At 68.7% G+C, this 15284-nt stretch carries 11 protein-coding genes; 3 read left to right on the top strand and 8 right to left on the bottom strand.

Features of this window, described 5'->3' with window-relative positions; translation table 11 throughout:
- Positions 1-78: 78 nt before the first annotated feature.
- The 7 genes from PVT71_RS10455 to PVT71_RS10425 form a co-directional block, all read right to left on the bottom strand.
- On the bottom strand, positions 79-1428 hold the full coding sequence (locus PVT71_RS10455) for an FAD-binding oxidoreductase (protein ID WP_353471725.1): 1350 nt from the start codon (positions 1426-1428) through the stop codon (positions 79-81).
- Positions 1425-2591 carry an acetylornithine deacetylase gene (gene argE / locus PVT71_RS10450; RefSeq protein WP_353471724.1) on the bottom strand — a complete coding sequence of 389 codons (1167 nt, stop codon included), beginning with the start codon at positions 2589-2591 and terminating at the stop codon, positions 1425-1427. Before argE ends, PVT71_RS10455 begins: the two co-directional genes overlap by 4 nt.
- A gap of 116 nt (positions 2592-2707) precedes the next feature.
- Complete coding sequence (locus PVT71_RS10445; protein WP_353471723.1) at positions 2708-3970, bottom strand: Hsp70 family protein; 1263 nt, start codon at positions 3968-3970, stop codon at positions 2708-2710.
- 295 nt (positions 3971-4265) lie between these two features.
- A complete protein-coding gene (gene minE, locus PVT71_RS10440) occupies positions 4266-4583 on the bottom strand; it encodes a cell division topological specificity factor MinE (protein ID WP_353471722.1) in 318 nt (105 codons plus the stop codon).
- Positions 4580-5398 carry a septum site-determining protein MinD gene (gene minD, locus PVT71_RS10435; protein ID WP_353471721.1) on the bottom strand — a complete coding sequence of 273 codons (819 nt, stop codon included), beginning with the start codon at positions 5396-5398 and terminating at the stop codon, positions 4580-4582. The genes minE and minD overlap by 4 nt, the downstream gene beginning before the upstream one ends.
- A gap of 25 nt (positions 5399-5423) precedes the next feature.
- The gene (gene minC, locus PVT71_RS10430) at positions 5424-6236 is read right to left on the bottom strand and encodes a septum site-determining protein MinC (RefSeq protein ID WP_353471720.1); all 813 of its coding nucleotides are present in this window, start codon (positions 6234-6236) and stop codon (positions 5424-5426) included.
- Between the two features lie 150 nt (positions 6237-6386).
- Positions 6387-8207 (bottom strand): ABC transporter ATP-binding protein, encoded by a 1821-nt coding sequence (locus tag PVT71_RS10425; RefSeq protein WP_353471719.1) that lies wholly within the window; start codon positions 8205-8207, stop codon positions 6387-6389.
- 237 nt (positions 8208-8444) lie between these two features.
- Here PVT71_RS10425 and PVT71_RS10420 point away from each other — a divergent pair, with 237 nt between their 5' ends.
- The 3 genes from PVT71_RS10420 to PVT71_RS10410 all read left to right on the top strand — a co-directional run bounded on the left by PVT71_RS10420 (position 8445) and on the right by PVT71_RS10410 (position 12445).
- Entirely contained in the window at positions 8445-10154 is a 1710-nt protein-coding gene (locus PVT71_RS10420) for a peptide ABC transporter substrate-binding protein (RefSeq protein WP_353471718.1), read from the top strand.
- Between the two features lie 280 nt (positions 10155-10434).
- Entirely contained in the window at positions 10435-11472 is a 1038-nt protein-coding gene (locus tag PVT71_RS10415) for an ABC transporter permease (protein WP_353471717.1), read from the top strand.
- A complete protein-coding gene (locus PVT71_RS10410; protein WP_353471716.1) occupies positions 11465-12445 on the top strand; it encodes an ABC transporter permease in 981 nt (326 codons plus the stop codon). The genes PVT71_RS10415 and PVT71_RS10410 overlap by 8 nt, the downstream gene beginning before the upstream one ends.
- A 299-nt stretch (positions 12446-12744) precedes the next feature.
- On the opposite strand, the gene PVT71_RS10405 is transcribed toward PVT71_RS10410, so the two are convergent.
- Positions 12745-15282 carry a penicillin-binding protein 1A gene (locus tag PVT71_RS10405; RefSeq protein WP_353471715.1) on the bottom strand — a complete coding sequence of 846 codons (2538 nt, stop codon included), beginning with the start codon at positions 15280-15282 and terminating at the stop codon, positions 12745-12747.
- Positions 15283-15284: the final 2 nt, after the last annotated feature.

Raw genomic sequence — 15284 nt, 5'->3', positions numbered from 1 at the left:
GCGCCGAGGCAAGCGGCGGCGGGGCGTGACCCGAGGGAAGCGCGTATGGCGCGCCCTCCCCCGGGGCTGGTGTCGCCGCTAGAGGTTCGGCCCCGGCACCAGCTTGCTGCCGTCGGTGAAGCGCGACAGGCGGAAGCGCGTCAGGTCGTGGCCCGGATCCCGCCCAAGCACCATGTCGGCGACCACCCGGCCGAAACCCGGCCCGATGCCGAAGCCGTGCCCGCACATGCCCGTGGCGACGATCAGCCCGGGGATCTGCGCCACCTGGTCCACCACCGGCACGACGTCGGGCATCACGTCGATCATCCCCGCCCAGCTGGCCTGCAGCGGCACGTCGCCCATCTGCGGGAAATGCTGCGCGAACTGCGCGCGGGTCGTTGCGACCCGGCCGGCGTTGGGCGCGGGCGAGAGGATGCGCATCCGCTCGAAGGGGCTCTCCTCGTCGTCGCGCCAGCTGCGCGGCGTGCCCCAGGCATCGGGATAGCCCGCCGGGGCCTTGGCGCGGAAATGCACGTCGAAGCTGCCCTGCCGGGCGAGCGCGAGGTAGGGCCGCGCGTGGCGCAGCGCGTCGGGGCCGAGGAAGAGCTCGGAGAAGGCCGAGGGCGCCAGCGTGTAGCCGCCGTCGGCGCGCGGGCGGAAGGCCAGCACGTCGTCCACCGCCGCCTTGTTCGCCACCTGCGGCAGCGGCGCGGTGGCCATGGCGGTGGAGCGCACCGAGAGCTGCGGCAGGCTCACCCCGTGGCGGCGCAGGAAGAGCCCGGACCAGGCCCCGCCCGCGAGCACCGCCTGCGCGCAGCGCACCGTGCCCGCCTCGGTGACCACCCCGGTGACTGCCCCGCCGCTGCGCTCGAGCCCGCGGACCGCGCAGCGCTCGCGCACGATGACGCCCTCGGAGGCGGCGAGCCGCGCCAGTTCCGGCACCGCCACCCAGGGCTCGCCCTTCATGTCGGTGGGCGTGTGCAGCATGCCGACCCAGGGGCTGTCGGTGGCCCCGGTCAGCGCCTTGGTCTCGGCCGCGCCCAGCAGCTCCGAGCTGACGCCGAGCGGTTTCGCCTGCTCGAGCCAGCCCGCGAAATTCCCCATCTCGGCCTCGGTCTTGGCAAGGTAGCCGACGCCCACGGTGCGGGTGCCGAGCCGCCCCTCGCAGAGCTGGTCCAGCTCCTGCCAGAGCCGCTGCGCCTCCATGGCCACGGGGATCTCGGCAAGGTCGCGCCCCTGCACCCGGATCCAGCCCCAGTTGCGCGAGCTCTGCTCGGCGGCGATGCGGCCCTTCTCGAGCAGCACCACCTTGAGCCCCGCGCGGTTGGCGAAGAGCGCCGTGCAGGTGCCGATGACGCCGCCGCCGATGACCACGAGGTCGGCGACCTCGGGCAGATCGCCCGCGTGTTCCGCCGGGATCACCTCGGGAAGGGGAAAGGTAACGCTCATGCCAGCCGCTCCAGGAGCTTCTCCATGAAGGCCTGCCCGGCCTCGAGCTGCGAGACCGCGATCGACTCGTCCGGCTGGTGTGCAATGCCGATGTCGCCCGGCCCGCAGACGACAACGTCGTAGCCGCCCGCCTGGAAATGGCTCGCCTCTGTGCCGTAGCTGACATGGCGCCTGGCGTTGTCGCCAGTGATCTGGCGCACCATCTCCTCGGCGCGGTTGCCCTCGGTGGGCGCGAAGGGCGGCAGGTTGAAGGCCCCCTTCACCTCGATCCACGCCTCGGGGCGCACCGCCTGCATCTCGGCGTTGAGCTCGGCCACCTTGTCGAGCAGCCGCCCGCGCCAGTGGTCCGGGTCCTCGCCCGGCACGACGCGGAAGCCCAGCGGGAACCAGCAGTCCTTGGCGGTGATGTTCTGCGCCGTGCCACCGCGGATCTGCCCGACGTGGACGTTGGTGTAGGGCGGCGTGAAGAGCGCCGCCACCGGCCCCGGCGCGGCCGCGGCGTTCTCGGCGTTCACCGCGTTGCACCAGTCGATCAGCTTCGCGCCCCACATGATCGCCGAGACGCCGGTCTCGAGGATCGAGCTGTGCACCTCGAAGCCGTGGACATGCACGTCGAAGCTGATGCCGCCCTTGTGGCCGGTCACCGGCTTCAGCATCGTGGGCTCGCCGACGATCACCGCGCTGGCCTTGGGCACCACGCCCTGCATCGCGGCGACGAGGTCGATCGCCCCGGCGCAGCCGATTTCCTCGTCGTAGCTGAACGCCAGCTGCAGCGGCCGCCTGACGCCGCGGTGCCGCGCCTCGACCATCGCCCAGATCGCCAGCGCGTCAAAGGCCTTCATGTCGGTCGATCCGCGCCCGTAGAGCCGCCCGTCGCGCTCGGTCAGCACCCAGGGGTCCGAGCTCCAGTCCTGCCCCTCGACCGGCACCACGTCGGTGTGCCCCGAGAGCACCACGCCGCCCTCCTCCTCGGGCCCCACGTGGGCAAAGAGCGCCGCCTTCAGATCGGGCTCCGAGGGCTTGGCGTGGCGGTGGCTCGCGATGCCGTGGCTGGCGAGGTAGTCCTCGGTCCAACCGATCAGGTCGAGGTTGCTGCCGGTGCTGACGGTGGGAAAGGAAACGAGCTTCTCCAGAAGCTCGCGCGGGGAAAGGCGGGGGGTCATGCGGCGTCCTTGGTCTGTCTTCGGCGCCGACCTAAGCCTGCCTGCGCGCCGGCCACAAGGGGGCCGCGGGACCCCGCCCCGGCTTTCGCCCCGGGCGCGGCGCAACTGCCCGTTCTTCAGCCGCGCGCCACGCCCCGACCCGCGGTCGCCCAGGCCAGCCCGTCCACCACCGCGGTGAAGGCCTCGGAGCGGTGCAGCGCCGCACCCGGGCAGACCGCCCGCGCCTCGTCCGCGACCAGCGCCATGAGGCTCGAGCCGCCCACCAGCACCACGCTGTCAACCTGCATCGGCGAGACCTGCGCCAGCATCAGCGTCTCGTAGATCGCCATGCGCAGCGCCTCGCGCGCCTCGCCGAGCGCGGCGTTGAGCGTGCCCGGCGTGACCCGCGCGCCGAGCCCGGGCTCGATCATCCCCATGCCGATCTCGGATCCGGCCGTGCCGGAATTCGCGGCGATCTTGCCGCGCTCCACGGCGAAGGCCAGTTCGTGGCCGAGCTCGTCGGTGATCACCGCCTGCAGGCGCTGCATCGGCTTCGGCTCGACCGCGTGGCGCAGCATGTCCTCGACCGCGCGCTCGGTGTCGCGGTTGTAGAGGAAGGGGATCTTCGCCCAGGTCGAAAGGTCCACGTAAAGCGCGTTCGGCACCGGCAGCAGCCCCTCGCCGAAATCCCGCCGCAGCGCGCCGCCGAGCCCCAGCAGCGGCATGGCATGGCGCATCGAGACCGCGTGGTCGAAATCCGTGCCGCCGAGCCGGATGCCGTGGCTGGCCGAGATGGCGATGCCGTCACCGGCGCTGCGGAAGACGGTGAAGTCCGAGGTGCCGCCGCCGATGTCGACGATGAGCCCAGTGCCGCCCGTGCCCTCGGCGATGCGGCTCGCGAGCGCCGCCGCCTCCGGCTCGAACATCATCTCGACGCTCTTGAAGCCCGCGGCGAGGTAGCAGCCGCGCAGGTCTTCCTCGGCCCGCGCGTCGCGCTCGGCGTCGCCCGAGTGGAAATGCACCGGCCGGCCCGAGAGCGCGCGGGTGAACTGCCGCCCCGCCTGCGCCTCGGCCCGCGCCTTCACCTCGGCAAGGAAGGCGGTGACGATCTCGGCCAGCGTCCGGCGCTTGCCGCCGATCAGCCGCTTTTCATGGAAGAGCGCGGTGCCGAGCACGCTCTTCAGCGCGCGCATGTAGCGCCCCTCCTCGCCGGCGATCAGCGCCTCCGAGGCGGCCATGCCGATGCGCATGCCGCCCTCCTCGGGGAAGAACACGGCGGTGGGCAGGGTCTCGGCCCCGGCCTCGATCTGCAGCAGGCGCACCGCGCCGTCCTCGACGATGCCCGCCGCGGAGTTGGAGGTTCCGAAATCGATCGCAAGACAGTCGCCGCTCGCAGACATGGCACGCTCCCAAGGCCTGGAAAGCGCCGGGGCTACCGAAAACGCGAAACGGGGGCAAGGGCGAAACGCCCGCCCCGTCCGTCAGGCGGAAATATCCCCGGGACGTCCGCCTCGGCGGGCGGGGGCAGAGCCCCGCTGGTTCCGGGCGCGCGCCATGGGCACGCTACGGGAAAGAGAGCGCGCCCTCGGCACACGGGGTCATCACCGACCGGCGGCAAAGGCCCGCCGGGCATCCGCGGCGGCAGGGGCCGCCCCGGCAACAGGTCCGCGCAAGATGCAGGAACGGCGAGGGGCCTCAGCCCTTCGCCGCTGCTTTCTGCTCCGGCTTGTCCGCCTTGGCCTCGGTCTTCGCCTCGGCCTTCGGATCGGACGGCAGCTCGATGTTGATCTCGAGGCTGGAGACGTCGCCGATGGAATCCATGCGGATTCCAACGGCATCGTCACTCACCTGCACGTAGCGCTTGATCGCTTCGACGATGTCGCGCTGCAGCAGCGGCAGGAAGTCCGCGCTGGGACCCGACCCGCGCTCGTGCGCGAGAAGGATCTGCAGGCGTTCCTTGGCCTGGGCCGAGGATCTCGGTTTGCGGTTGAAGGTGAAGCCGAAAAGATTCATGCGGTCCTCCCGAAGAGACGGGACATCAGACCCGGAACCTTCTCACCCTCGATCTTCATCGGCAGGTCCTCGCCGTCGAGGCGCGCGACGGCTTCCTCGTAGGCGGTGGCCGCACGGCACTTCTCGTTCAGGATGACCGGCACGCCGACGTTCGACGCGCGCAGCACCGCGGGGCTTTCCGGGATCACGCCCACCAGCGGGATCGCGAGGATCTCGAGCACGTCCTCGACCGACATCATCTCGCCGTCGCCCGAGCGTTTCGGGTCGAAGCGGGTGAGCAGCAGGTGGCTCTTGATCTGCTCTTCCTCGCCGCGCTCGGCGCGGGCGGTCTTGGAGCTGAGCAGGCCCAGCATCCGGTCGCTGTCACGCACCGAGGAAACCTCGGGGTTGGTCACGACCACGGCCTCGTCGGCGTAGTACATGGCCAGCTGCGCGCCGCGCTCGATGCCCGCGGGGCTGTCGCAGATGATGTAGTCGAACTCCTGGCGCAGCTCGTTCAGCACCTTCTCGACGCCTTCCTGCGTGAGCGCGTCCTTGTCGCGGGTCTGCGAGGTCGGCAGCACGTAGAGGTTGTCGAGCCGGCGGTCGCGGATCAGCGCCTGGTTCAGCTTGGCATCGCCCTGGATCACGTTGATGAAGTCGAACACCACGCGGCGCTCGCATCCCATGATCATGTCGAGGTTGCGCAGACCCACGTCGAAGTCGATCACGACGGTGCGGTGCCCGCGCGATGCGAGGCCCGCGCTGATGGCAGCGGAGGACGTGGTCTTGCCCACGCCACCCTTGCCCGAGGTCACAACGATAACTTTGCTCACTGGCGGCTCCTGTTGAATGCCGAGGTCATGCGAACGGCGCGACGATCAGCCGTTCGTCCTCGAGGTAAATCTGCACCATCTTGTGACGCACGTCGGCGCCGAGGCTGTCCGAGGTCCGGTAGAGACCGGCGATGGCCAGCAGTTCCGCGTCGAGGGACTGGCAGAAGATGCGGGCGTTCTCGTCGCCGTCGATGCCGGCGAAGGCGCGGCCGCGCATGCGGCCGTAGACGTGGATGTTGCCGGCGGCGAAGAGCTCGGCACCCGAGCTCACCGGGCCGACCACGGTCAGGTCGCCCTTGTCGGCGATCACGGTCTGGCCCGAGCGCACCGGCATGGTCACGATCTTGTTCTCCGGCGCCAGCCGCTGCGGGGCCGGCGCGGGCTCCGGCTCGGGCTGGGACTCCGGCGCGGCGGCACGGTCCGGGAAGACCCGGCTCGGGCGCTTCTGCTCGGAGCTCGGCAGCGCCCCGCGCAGCGGCGCGTCACGCCCCCCGGTCACCGTGATCAGGCCGAGCCCGGCGGCGGCGGCGCGCAGCGCCTCGTCCCCGCCCTGCACGCCGAACACCGCAAGCTCGCGGCGGCGCAGGTCGGCGACCAGCTCGGTCAGCGCCTCGGCGGTGATCTGCGCCTGCGACTGCTCGAGGTCGATGATCACCGGCGCGTCGGTGAAGAAGTTCGGGGTCTTCTCCAGCCGGTCGGCCAGCATCTCGTAGAACCGCGCGTCCGGCGCCGTGCTGAGGCGCAGGGCCAGGGCGGTCAGGAACCGCCCCCGGAACTGGAAGGGTTTCAGTGTCGTCCCGACACCATCGATGTTGCCGCTGGCGACGTCTGTCTGCACGCTTGTTCTTAGCCTTCTGCTCTCGGGCCTGGCACAGATTCGAGTCTGTGCTTCGTTCTATCGTGCATAATCATCCCACGACCGGGGATCCACATCCAAGTCTATTTTTCTCTCGGTCGGCAGAGAAATGCCGCCGCGAAACCACAACCCTTAGTAGCCGGACGCCGATGTGAGTACGAAATGATCGTGCCCGACCTGTTTGTACACGTTGGGCTCGGGCTCGTAACCGACCGGGTGAATGGGCGACGGGATCGGCTTGAAATTGAGGTCCTTCTCGGTCTTCCGCCGGTGCGGATCGGCGATCGGAACGGCGGACATCAGGGCCTTGGTGTAGGGGTGCTGCGGGTTCTCGAAAACCGCCGCGCGCGGGCCGATCTCGACGATCCGGCCGAGGTACATGACCCCCACCTTGTGGCTCACCCGCTCGACCACCGCCATGTCGTGGCTGATGAAGAGGTAGGAGAGGCCGAGATCGGCCTGAAGCTCCATCATCAGGTTCACCACCTGCGCCTGCACCGACACGTCGAGCGCCGAGACCGCCTCGTCCGCGACGATCAGCTTGGGGTTGAGCGCAAGCGCCCGGGCGATGGCGATGCGCTGGCGCTGGCCGCCCGACAGCTCGTGCGGGAAGCGGCGCATGAAGCTGCGCGGCAGCTCGACCCGGTCGAAGAGCATGGCCACGCGGTCGGTCATCTCGGACCCCTTGTGCGAGCCGAAATTGCGCATCGGCTCAGCCACTTGGTCGGCGAGGTTCATCTGCGGATTGAGCGAGGCGAAGGGGTCCTGGAAGATCATCTGCATCTCGCGCCGCGCGTCGCGCAGCATGTTCGGCCCAAGCCCCATCACGTCGACGCCGTCGAGCACCACCCTGCCCTTGATCGGCTCGACGAGGCGCAGGATCGAGCGCCCGCAGGTCGACTTGCCGCAGCCGGATTCGCCGACGAGGCTCAGCGTCTGGCCCTTGTTGACGGTGAAGCTCACGTCCTCGACCGCATGCACGTTCGACACGGTCTGGCGGAAGAAGCCGCCCTTCACCGGGAAGCGCGTGGTCAGCCCCTCGACCTGCAGCAGCGGCGTGTCGGTGCCGGGGATCGGCATGATCTCGTCCTGCTCGCGGCCCAGAAGGCGCATCGGCTCGGGCAGCGGCTTGCCGCGCATCTCGCCGAGCTTCGGCACGGCGGCGAGCAGCGCCTGGGTGTAGGGGTGCTGCGGCCGCTCGAAGATGTCCTCGACGGTGCCCTCCTCGACCTTGCGGCCGCGGAACATGACGACCACCCGGTCGGCCATCTGCGCGACCACGGCCATGTCGTGGGTGATGAACATCACCGAGGTGCCGGTCTCGCGCTTGAGCCGGTCCATCAGCGCGAGGATCTCGGCCTGGATGGTCACGTCGAGCGCGGTGGTCGGCTCGTCGGCGATCAGCAGGCGCGGCTTGCAGGCCATGGCCATGGCGATCACCACGCGCTGGCGCATGCCGCCCGAAAGCTCGTGCGGATATTGCTTGAGGCGCCGCTCGGGCTCGGGGATGCGGACCTGCTGCATGAGTTCAAGCGCGCGGGCCTTTGCCTGCTCCTTGCTCATGCCGCGGTGCACGCGCAGCCCCTCGGTCAGCTGGCGCTCGACGGTGAAGACCGGGTTCAGCGCGGTCATCGGCTCCTGGAAGATCATCCCGATCTCGTTGCCGCGGATGTCGCGCATGACCTCCTGCGAGGCCTGGGCAAGGTCGGTCTCGCCGCCGTCCTTGCGATCAAAAATTAGGCGCCCGTTGGCGATCTCGCCGCCGCCGAACTCGATCAGCCGCATCAGCGACAGCGAACTGACCGACTTGCCGGAACCGGATTCCCCGACGACGCAGACGGTTTCGCCCGGCCCGATGTCGAAGCTCACGTCCTCGACACCCGCGACGGGACCGTCTTTTGTCTCGAATTCGACGCGCAGGCGCTCGATCCGCGCGATGGGGTTGTCCAGCATCAGGGCCTCTCCGTATGGGTCACTGCAAACGCTAAGGGCAGGTTCGGTGACCTGTCAAACCCAAGCGCGTGCTGACCCTAAGGCAATGCTTGCTTTTTGCGCCCGTTCTGTTTCGATGACCGGCAAGCGGGATGAGGCCATGTGAACATCGAACCCCAAGGGTCCGTCACTTGGCGTTTTTCCCGCTGCAACAAAGAAGAGACCAACCGGTCTTAGGTCGATAACAGGGAGTGACCTATGAAACTGAAGACCCTTCTCCTCGGGGCCGCAGCCAGCTTCGTGCTGGCCCCCGCCGCCGCCATGGCGGAGCGCGGCTCGGACGGGCACGTGAACATCATCTACTGGCAGGCGCCGTCGATCATGACGCCCTACCTGTCGAGCGGCACCAAGGACATCGAGGCCTCGTCGCTGGTCCTCGAGCCCCTCGGTCGCTACACCGAGACCGGTGCACTGGTTCCCTTCCTGGCCGAAGAGATCCCGACCGTCGAGAACGGCGGCGTGGCCGCCGACCTGAAGTCGATCACCTGGAAGCTGAAGTCCGGCCTGCTGTGGTCCGACGGCACCCCGGTGACCTCGGCCGACGTGAAATTCACCGCCGACTACTGCATGAGCCCCGACGGCGGCTGCGCGCAGCTCGCCAAGTTCGACCACATCACCTCGATCGACACGCCGGACGACCTGACCGTGATCGTGAATTTCGACGAGGCCATGCCGAACCCCTACGGCCCGTTCATGGGCGGCCAGTCCCCGATCCTGCAGAAGGCGCAGTTCGAGAACTGCGTCGGCGCCGCGGCATCGACCTGCACCGAGGCCAACTTCAACCCGATCGGCACCGGCCCGTTCAAGGTCGACGAGTTCAAGCCGAACGACGTGATCTCGCTCTCGGCCAACCCCAACTACCGTGACCCGGCCAAGCCCGCCTTCGCGACCGCCACGCTCAAGGGCGGCGGCGACGCGGAATCGGCGGCCCGCGCGGTGCTGCAGACCGGCGAGTTCGACTACGCCTGGAACCTGCAGCTCGCACCCGACGTCCTTGCCTCGATGGCACAGGGCGGCGCCGGCACCCCGGTCTCGGCCTTCGGCACCCTGGTCGAACGGCTCGAGATGAACATGACGGACCCCTCGCCGAACCTGCCCGAGGGCGAGCGTTCGACCGTGGCGCATCCGCACCCGATCCTGTCGGACTTCAAGGTCCGCAAGGCGCTGTCGATGGCGATCGACCGCAACCTGCTGACCGAGGTCGGCTACGGCCAGGCCGGCCGCGCCACCTGCAACCTCGTGCCCGCGCCCGAGCTCTACGCCTCGCCGAACACCGAGTGCCTCACCCAGGACCTCGATGGCGCCAAGGCGCTGCTCGAGGAAGCCGGCTGGACCGACAGCGACGGTGACGGCATCCGCGAGAAGGACGGCATGAAGCTGAGCCTGCTCTACCAGACCTCGACCAACGCCGTCCGCCAGGACTTCCAGGCGCTGATCAAGGATTGGTGGCGCCAGATCGGCGTCGAGACCGAACTGCGCAACATCGACGCCTCGGTCTACTTCGGCGGTGACCCGGGCTCGCCCGACACCTTCCAGAAGTTCTACGCCGACGTCGAGATGTACGCGAACAACTTCGACGGCACCGACCCGCAGTCCTACCTGCAGATGTACCGCTGCGGCAACGAGCCGAAGCCGTCGTCGCAGTGGCAGGGCGAGAACATCAACCGCTTCTGCAACGAGGAATACGACGCGCTGCTCGACGATCTGGCCAAGACCGGCGAGCTCGAGAAGCGCGGCGAGATCGCCAAGAAGCTGAACGAGATCATCACCAAGGACACGATGACCATCGTTCCGCTGGTCGACCGTGGCCGCGTCTCGGCGCATTCCAACACGCTCGGCGGTGTGATCCTGAACACCTGGGACAGCGAGCTGTGGAACGCGGCCGACTGGTTCCGCATCAAGGGCTGACCCCGTGACCCGCACGTCCCCGCGCCCGGCGCGGGGGCGTGCCCCTTCTGGAAGGTCTGCCCGTGACCTCACCTCTCCGGAACCCCGACCTCGGCCCCTCGGGCCGGTCCTCCTTCCCGGCCCACGGCGCCTCGCGGCGACAGCCGGTGCCGCCGCACGGGTCCAACAGCAATGACACGGAATTCATGACGCACACAGCCCGCAGCCACGCCCGGTGCCGGACATTGCCGCCGCACACGCGGCGCCGCCCCGCCCGCGCCCCCATCCGAAAGGTCCGCCCATGCTGACCTACGCGATCCGCCGCCTCGTCCTTTCGGTCCCGACGCTGCTCTTCATCAGCTTCGTGATCTTCATGCTGCTGCAGCTCGCGCCGGGCGATCCCATGGCGCAGGTGCCGCTGACCGTGCCCCCCGAGGTGAAGCAGAAGATGCGCGACGCGCTCGGTGTCGGCGAGCCGGCGCTGGTGCAATACTGGAAATGGCTGGTGCAGGTCTTCTGGATCGAGCCCAAGATCTTCATCGACTGGCTCACCCGCGACAGCTGGCTGCTCGGCTGGCTGCCCGACACGCATCTCTACAACGGCCAGCTGCGGGTGATCTCCTGGCAGACCCGCTCGCCGGTGATGGACATCGTGCTGCAGCGCATCCCGCAGACGCTCTGGGTGGTCGGCCTCAGCTACGTGGTCGGCGTGCTCATCGCCCTGCCCATCGGCATCTACTCGGCCTACCGGCAATACTCGGTCTTCGACCAGGCCGGCACCTTCATCACCATGGTCGGCTTCTCGATCCCGCCGTTCTTCACCGGCCCTCTGCTGATCGTGATCTTCTCGGTCTACCTCGGCTGGTTCCCGTCGATCTACGACACCACCCACGTGGTCCGCGACTGGGCGAGCTTCAAGTTCCAGATCGTGCAGATGATCATGCCGGTCATGGTGCTGGCCTTCCAGACCACCGCGCAGCTGTCGCGCTACATGCGCGCCTCGATGCTCGACAACCTCAACCAGGACTACGTGCGCACCGCCCGCGCCAAGGGCCTTTCGGAGGCCGTGGTGGTCATGGTGCACGTGCTGCGCAACTCGATGATCCCGGTGATCACCGTCATCGCGCTCGGCGTGCCCTCGATCTTCGGCGGCGCGATCATCACCGAGAACGTCTTCAAGGTGAACGGGATCGGCCAGCTGCTGATCACCGCGCTCTTTGCCAACGACCTGCCGATGGTGATGACGCTGACCTTCATCTTCGCCGTGCTGATCGTTCTGTTCAACCTGATCGCCGACATCCTCTACGGCCTTCTCGACCCGAGGATCCGCTATGACTGAGCCCGTTCCCGCCTCCCCCGCCCCGATCGAGGCCCTGCGCGACAAGGGACCGGACAAGCCGCCGCGCTCCAAGTGGAAGGACGTCTGGAGCCAGTTCCGCAAGCACAAGGGCGCGATGGTCGGGGCCTTCTTCCTGCTCTTCATCACCTTGGGCGTGCTGCTCGGGCCCTATCTCTGGACGCTCGATCCGCAGGCGCTCGACATCCGCGCCAAGGACATGCGGCCGATCTACACCACGCTCTGGGACGGCACGGCGAAGACCAGCTGGGCGCATCCGCTGGGCTCGGACCAGCTCGGCCGCGACAACCTCTCGCAGCTGATCGCCGGCGGGCGCGCCTCGATGGCGGTGGGCTGGGCGGCGATGATCCTGTCGCTGGTGATCGGCGCCGGGATCGGCGTGCTGGCCGGCTACTTCCGCAAGCTCGACGGCCCGCTGATGCGCCTGACGGACCTCTTCCTGTCGCTGCCGATCCTGCCGCTGCTCCTGGTCGCGGTGACCCTGTTCCGCCAGCCGCTGCGGGCGAACTTCGGCCCCGAGGGCGGCATGTTCATCCTCATCGTCACCGTGGTCGGCATCACCTCGTGGATGCCCACGGCGCGCATCGTGCGCGGCGACGTGCTGGCGCTGAAGGAGCGCGAGTTCGTGCTGGCGGCGCGCTCGATCGGCACGCGGCCGTTCCAGATCATCACCCGCCACCTGCTGCCGAACGTGCTCTCGCCGATCATGGTCTCGGCGACGCTCGGCCTCGCCACGGCGATCATCACCGAGAGCGCGCTGTCCTTCCTCGGCGTCGGCTTCCCCTCGGACTTCCCGACCTGGGGCAAGATGCTGGCCGACGCGGTGGCGCGGATGGAGGACTTCCCCGAGCGGGTGATCCTGCCCGGCATCGCGATCTCGCTCACCGTGCTCGGGGTCAACTACCTCGGCGACGGGCTGCGCGACGCGCTCGACCCGCGCATCCGCGGCCGCTGAGCGCGCAACCTCAGCTTGAAGTACCGCCGGAGGCGGGGGGCCCAGCCCCCCGCCTTTTTCATCGGCGCGCCTCCCCCGCGCCGCGCGGGCGGCAAGGGTGGTCATGCGTATTTGGAAAGAGAAGAAGCCGGAAGGCTGCGCGGCGCCCCCCCCCTGGCCCCTCTTCTCTTTGAAAATACGCCGGGGTGAATTGGCCGAAGGCCAAGAGGGGCAGCGCCCCTCCACGCCCTTTCAGCCGGAAAAGCAAAAGGCGGAGGGGACAGCCCCTCCGCCTCGGTCTTCGGGATGCGGCGCTGCGCTCAGTAGAGCCCGCCCGAGCTCAGCGTACCGAACGAGGCCTTGGGCCCCACCGTCGCCTTGCGGCCGGTCGAGGTGGTGATCTCGCGCGGACGGGTCGAGCCGTCGGGCTGGATCATGTCGAAATTGCCGGTCATCGCCCAGCCGCCATCGAGCTGGATGCCGAAGAGCGGTTCCTCGCCCGAGCGGAAGCACTCGGCCACCACGTTGTCGCCGCTGGCGTCCGGGCCGAGCCGGGCGCCGGTGAAGCGGTCGATGTTGATGAAGTTGCAGGCCGGGGGAACCTTGAACTGGCCGCCGCCGTATTTCTCGACCGCCTTGAGCATGAACCGGTTGAACACCGGCCCGCAGAGCCCGCCGCCCGAGGCACCGTGGCCGAGCGGGCGTGGCGTGTCGTAGCCGATGTAGCAGCCGGCGACGATGTTCGAGGTGAAGCCGAGGAACCACACGTCCTTGGAGTCGTTGGTGGTGCCGGTCTTGCCGGCGGTCGGCACCGGCAGGTTCACCGTGCGCGCCGCGGTGCCGCGCTGCACCACGCCCTGCATCATCGAGGTCAGCTGGTAGGCGGTGACCGCGTCCATGATCCGGTCACGGTTGTTGCGGATGTCCGGGCCGCGGCCCGGCGGCAGGTTGGGATCGGCGCAGTCGAGGCAGGTGCGCTCGTTGCCCTTCTGGTACTCGTGGTTGTAGACCGTGCGGCCGTAGCGGTCCTGCACCCGGTCGACCAGCGTCGGCTCGACCCGCTCGCCGCCGTTGGCGAACATCGCATAGGCCGAGATCATCTTGTAGAGCGTGGTCTCGTCCGCGCCGAGCGCGTTGGCCAGCACCCGGCCCATGTGGTCGTAGACGCCGAACTTCTCGGCGTAGTTCGCCACCGTGTCCATGCCGATCTCCTGCGCGAGGCGGATGGTCATCAGGTTGCGCGACTGCTCGATGCCGGTGCGCAGCGGGGTCGGGCCGTAGTAGGTGTTCGAGGCGTTCTTCGGCCGCCACACGCCCTGCGGCGTGTTGATCTCGATCGGGGCGTCGATGATGATCGTCGAGGGGGCGAAGCCCGAGTCCAGCGCCGCGGCGTAGACGAAGGGCTTGAAGCTCGAGCCGGGCTGGCGCAGCGCCTGGGTGGCGCGGTTGAACACCGAGTTCTGGTAGCTGAACCCGCCCTGCATCGAGATCACCCGGCCGGTGTTCACGTCCATCGCCATGAAGGCGCCCTGCACCCGCGGCACCTGGCGCAGCGTCCAGCGGATGAACTCGCCGGTCTTGTCGTCATTCATCGCGCGCACGTGCACCACGTCGCCGCGCTTGAAGTTGTCGGCGAAGCTGCCCTTGGCCCAGCTGATGTCGTTGCGCGGCACCACGGTCGGGCGCTCGGCGGTGTCCTCGACGCCCTCGATGCCGAGGCGCATCTGCGCGTCGGCCACATCGAGCACCACGGCCGGGTACCACTGGCTGTCGAGGTCGATGTCGCGCGCCACGGGCACGGCGGCCAGCGCCGCGCGCCAGGCCTCTTCCGAGCCGAGCTGGTCCTCGGCGATGGTCTTGCCGGTGCCGCGCCACCGGCCGAGGCTGCGGTCGTAATCCTCGAGCGCGATGCGCAGCGACTTGGCCGCCTCGACCTGCATCTCGGGATCGAGCGTCGCGCGGACCGACAGGCCCCCCGAGAAGAACTCGCCCTCGCCGAACTCGGAAGTCAGCTGGCGGCGGATTTCGTCGGTGAAGTAGTCGCGCGGCGGCAGCGAGTCCTGGTAGGGCTCGAAATCGCCGTTCTGCACCGACTTCAGCGGCAGCGCCACTTCGCTCTCGAAGGTGGCCTCGTCGATGTAGCCGTTCTCGAGCATCTCACGCAGCACGTAGTTGCGGCGGTCGAGCAGGCGCTGCTTGTTGCGCACCGGGTGGAAGTCCGAGGGCGCCTTGGGCATCGAGGCCAGCATCGCCGCCTCGTGCGGGGCGAGTTCCGACAGGCTCTTGTTGAAATAGGTCTGCGCCGCGGCCGTGACGCCGTAGGAGTTCTGGCCGAGGAAGATCTCGTTGAGGTAGAGCTCGAGGATCTTGTCCTTGCTCAGCGTCTCCTCGAGCCGGGCGGCGAGGATGATCTCCTTGATCTTGCGCTCGATCTTGCGGTCGCCCGAGAGCAGGAAGTTCTTCATCACCTGCTGGGTGATGGTCGAGGCGCCGCGCACGTCGCGGCCGCGGGTGCGCACCGCGTCGACCACGGCGGCGGCGATGCCGCGCACGTCATAGCCGTGGTGCTCGTAGAAGTTCTTGTCCTCGGCCGAGATGAAGGCCTCCTTCACCAGGTCGGGGATCTGGTCCGCCGGGGTGAAGAGCCGTCGCTCCTGCGCGAACTCGTCGATGATCCGGCCTTCCTGCGAGTAGATGCGGCTGATCGTCGGCGGGGTGTATTGCGCCAGGCTCTCGTGGCTCGGCAGGTCGCGGCCATAGATCCAGAACACCGCGCCGATGGACAGCGCGATGGCCATCAGCCCGAGGGTGATGACGCTGAAGATGGCCCCGAAGAAGGAGAAGATGAACCTGATCACGA

The organism is Salipiger sp. H15 (genome assembly GCF_040409955.1).
Classification (GTDB): Bacteria; Pseudomonadota; Alphaproteobacteria; order Rhodobacterales; family Rhodobacteraceae; genus Salipiger.
Note: the sequence above shows the minus strand (reverse complement) of the source record. Positions and strands in the feature narration are given on the sequence as shown.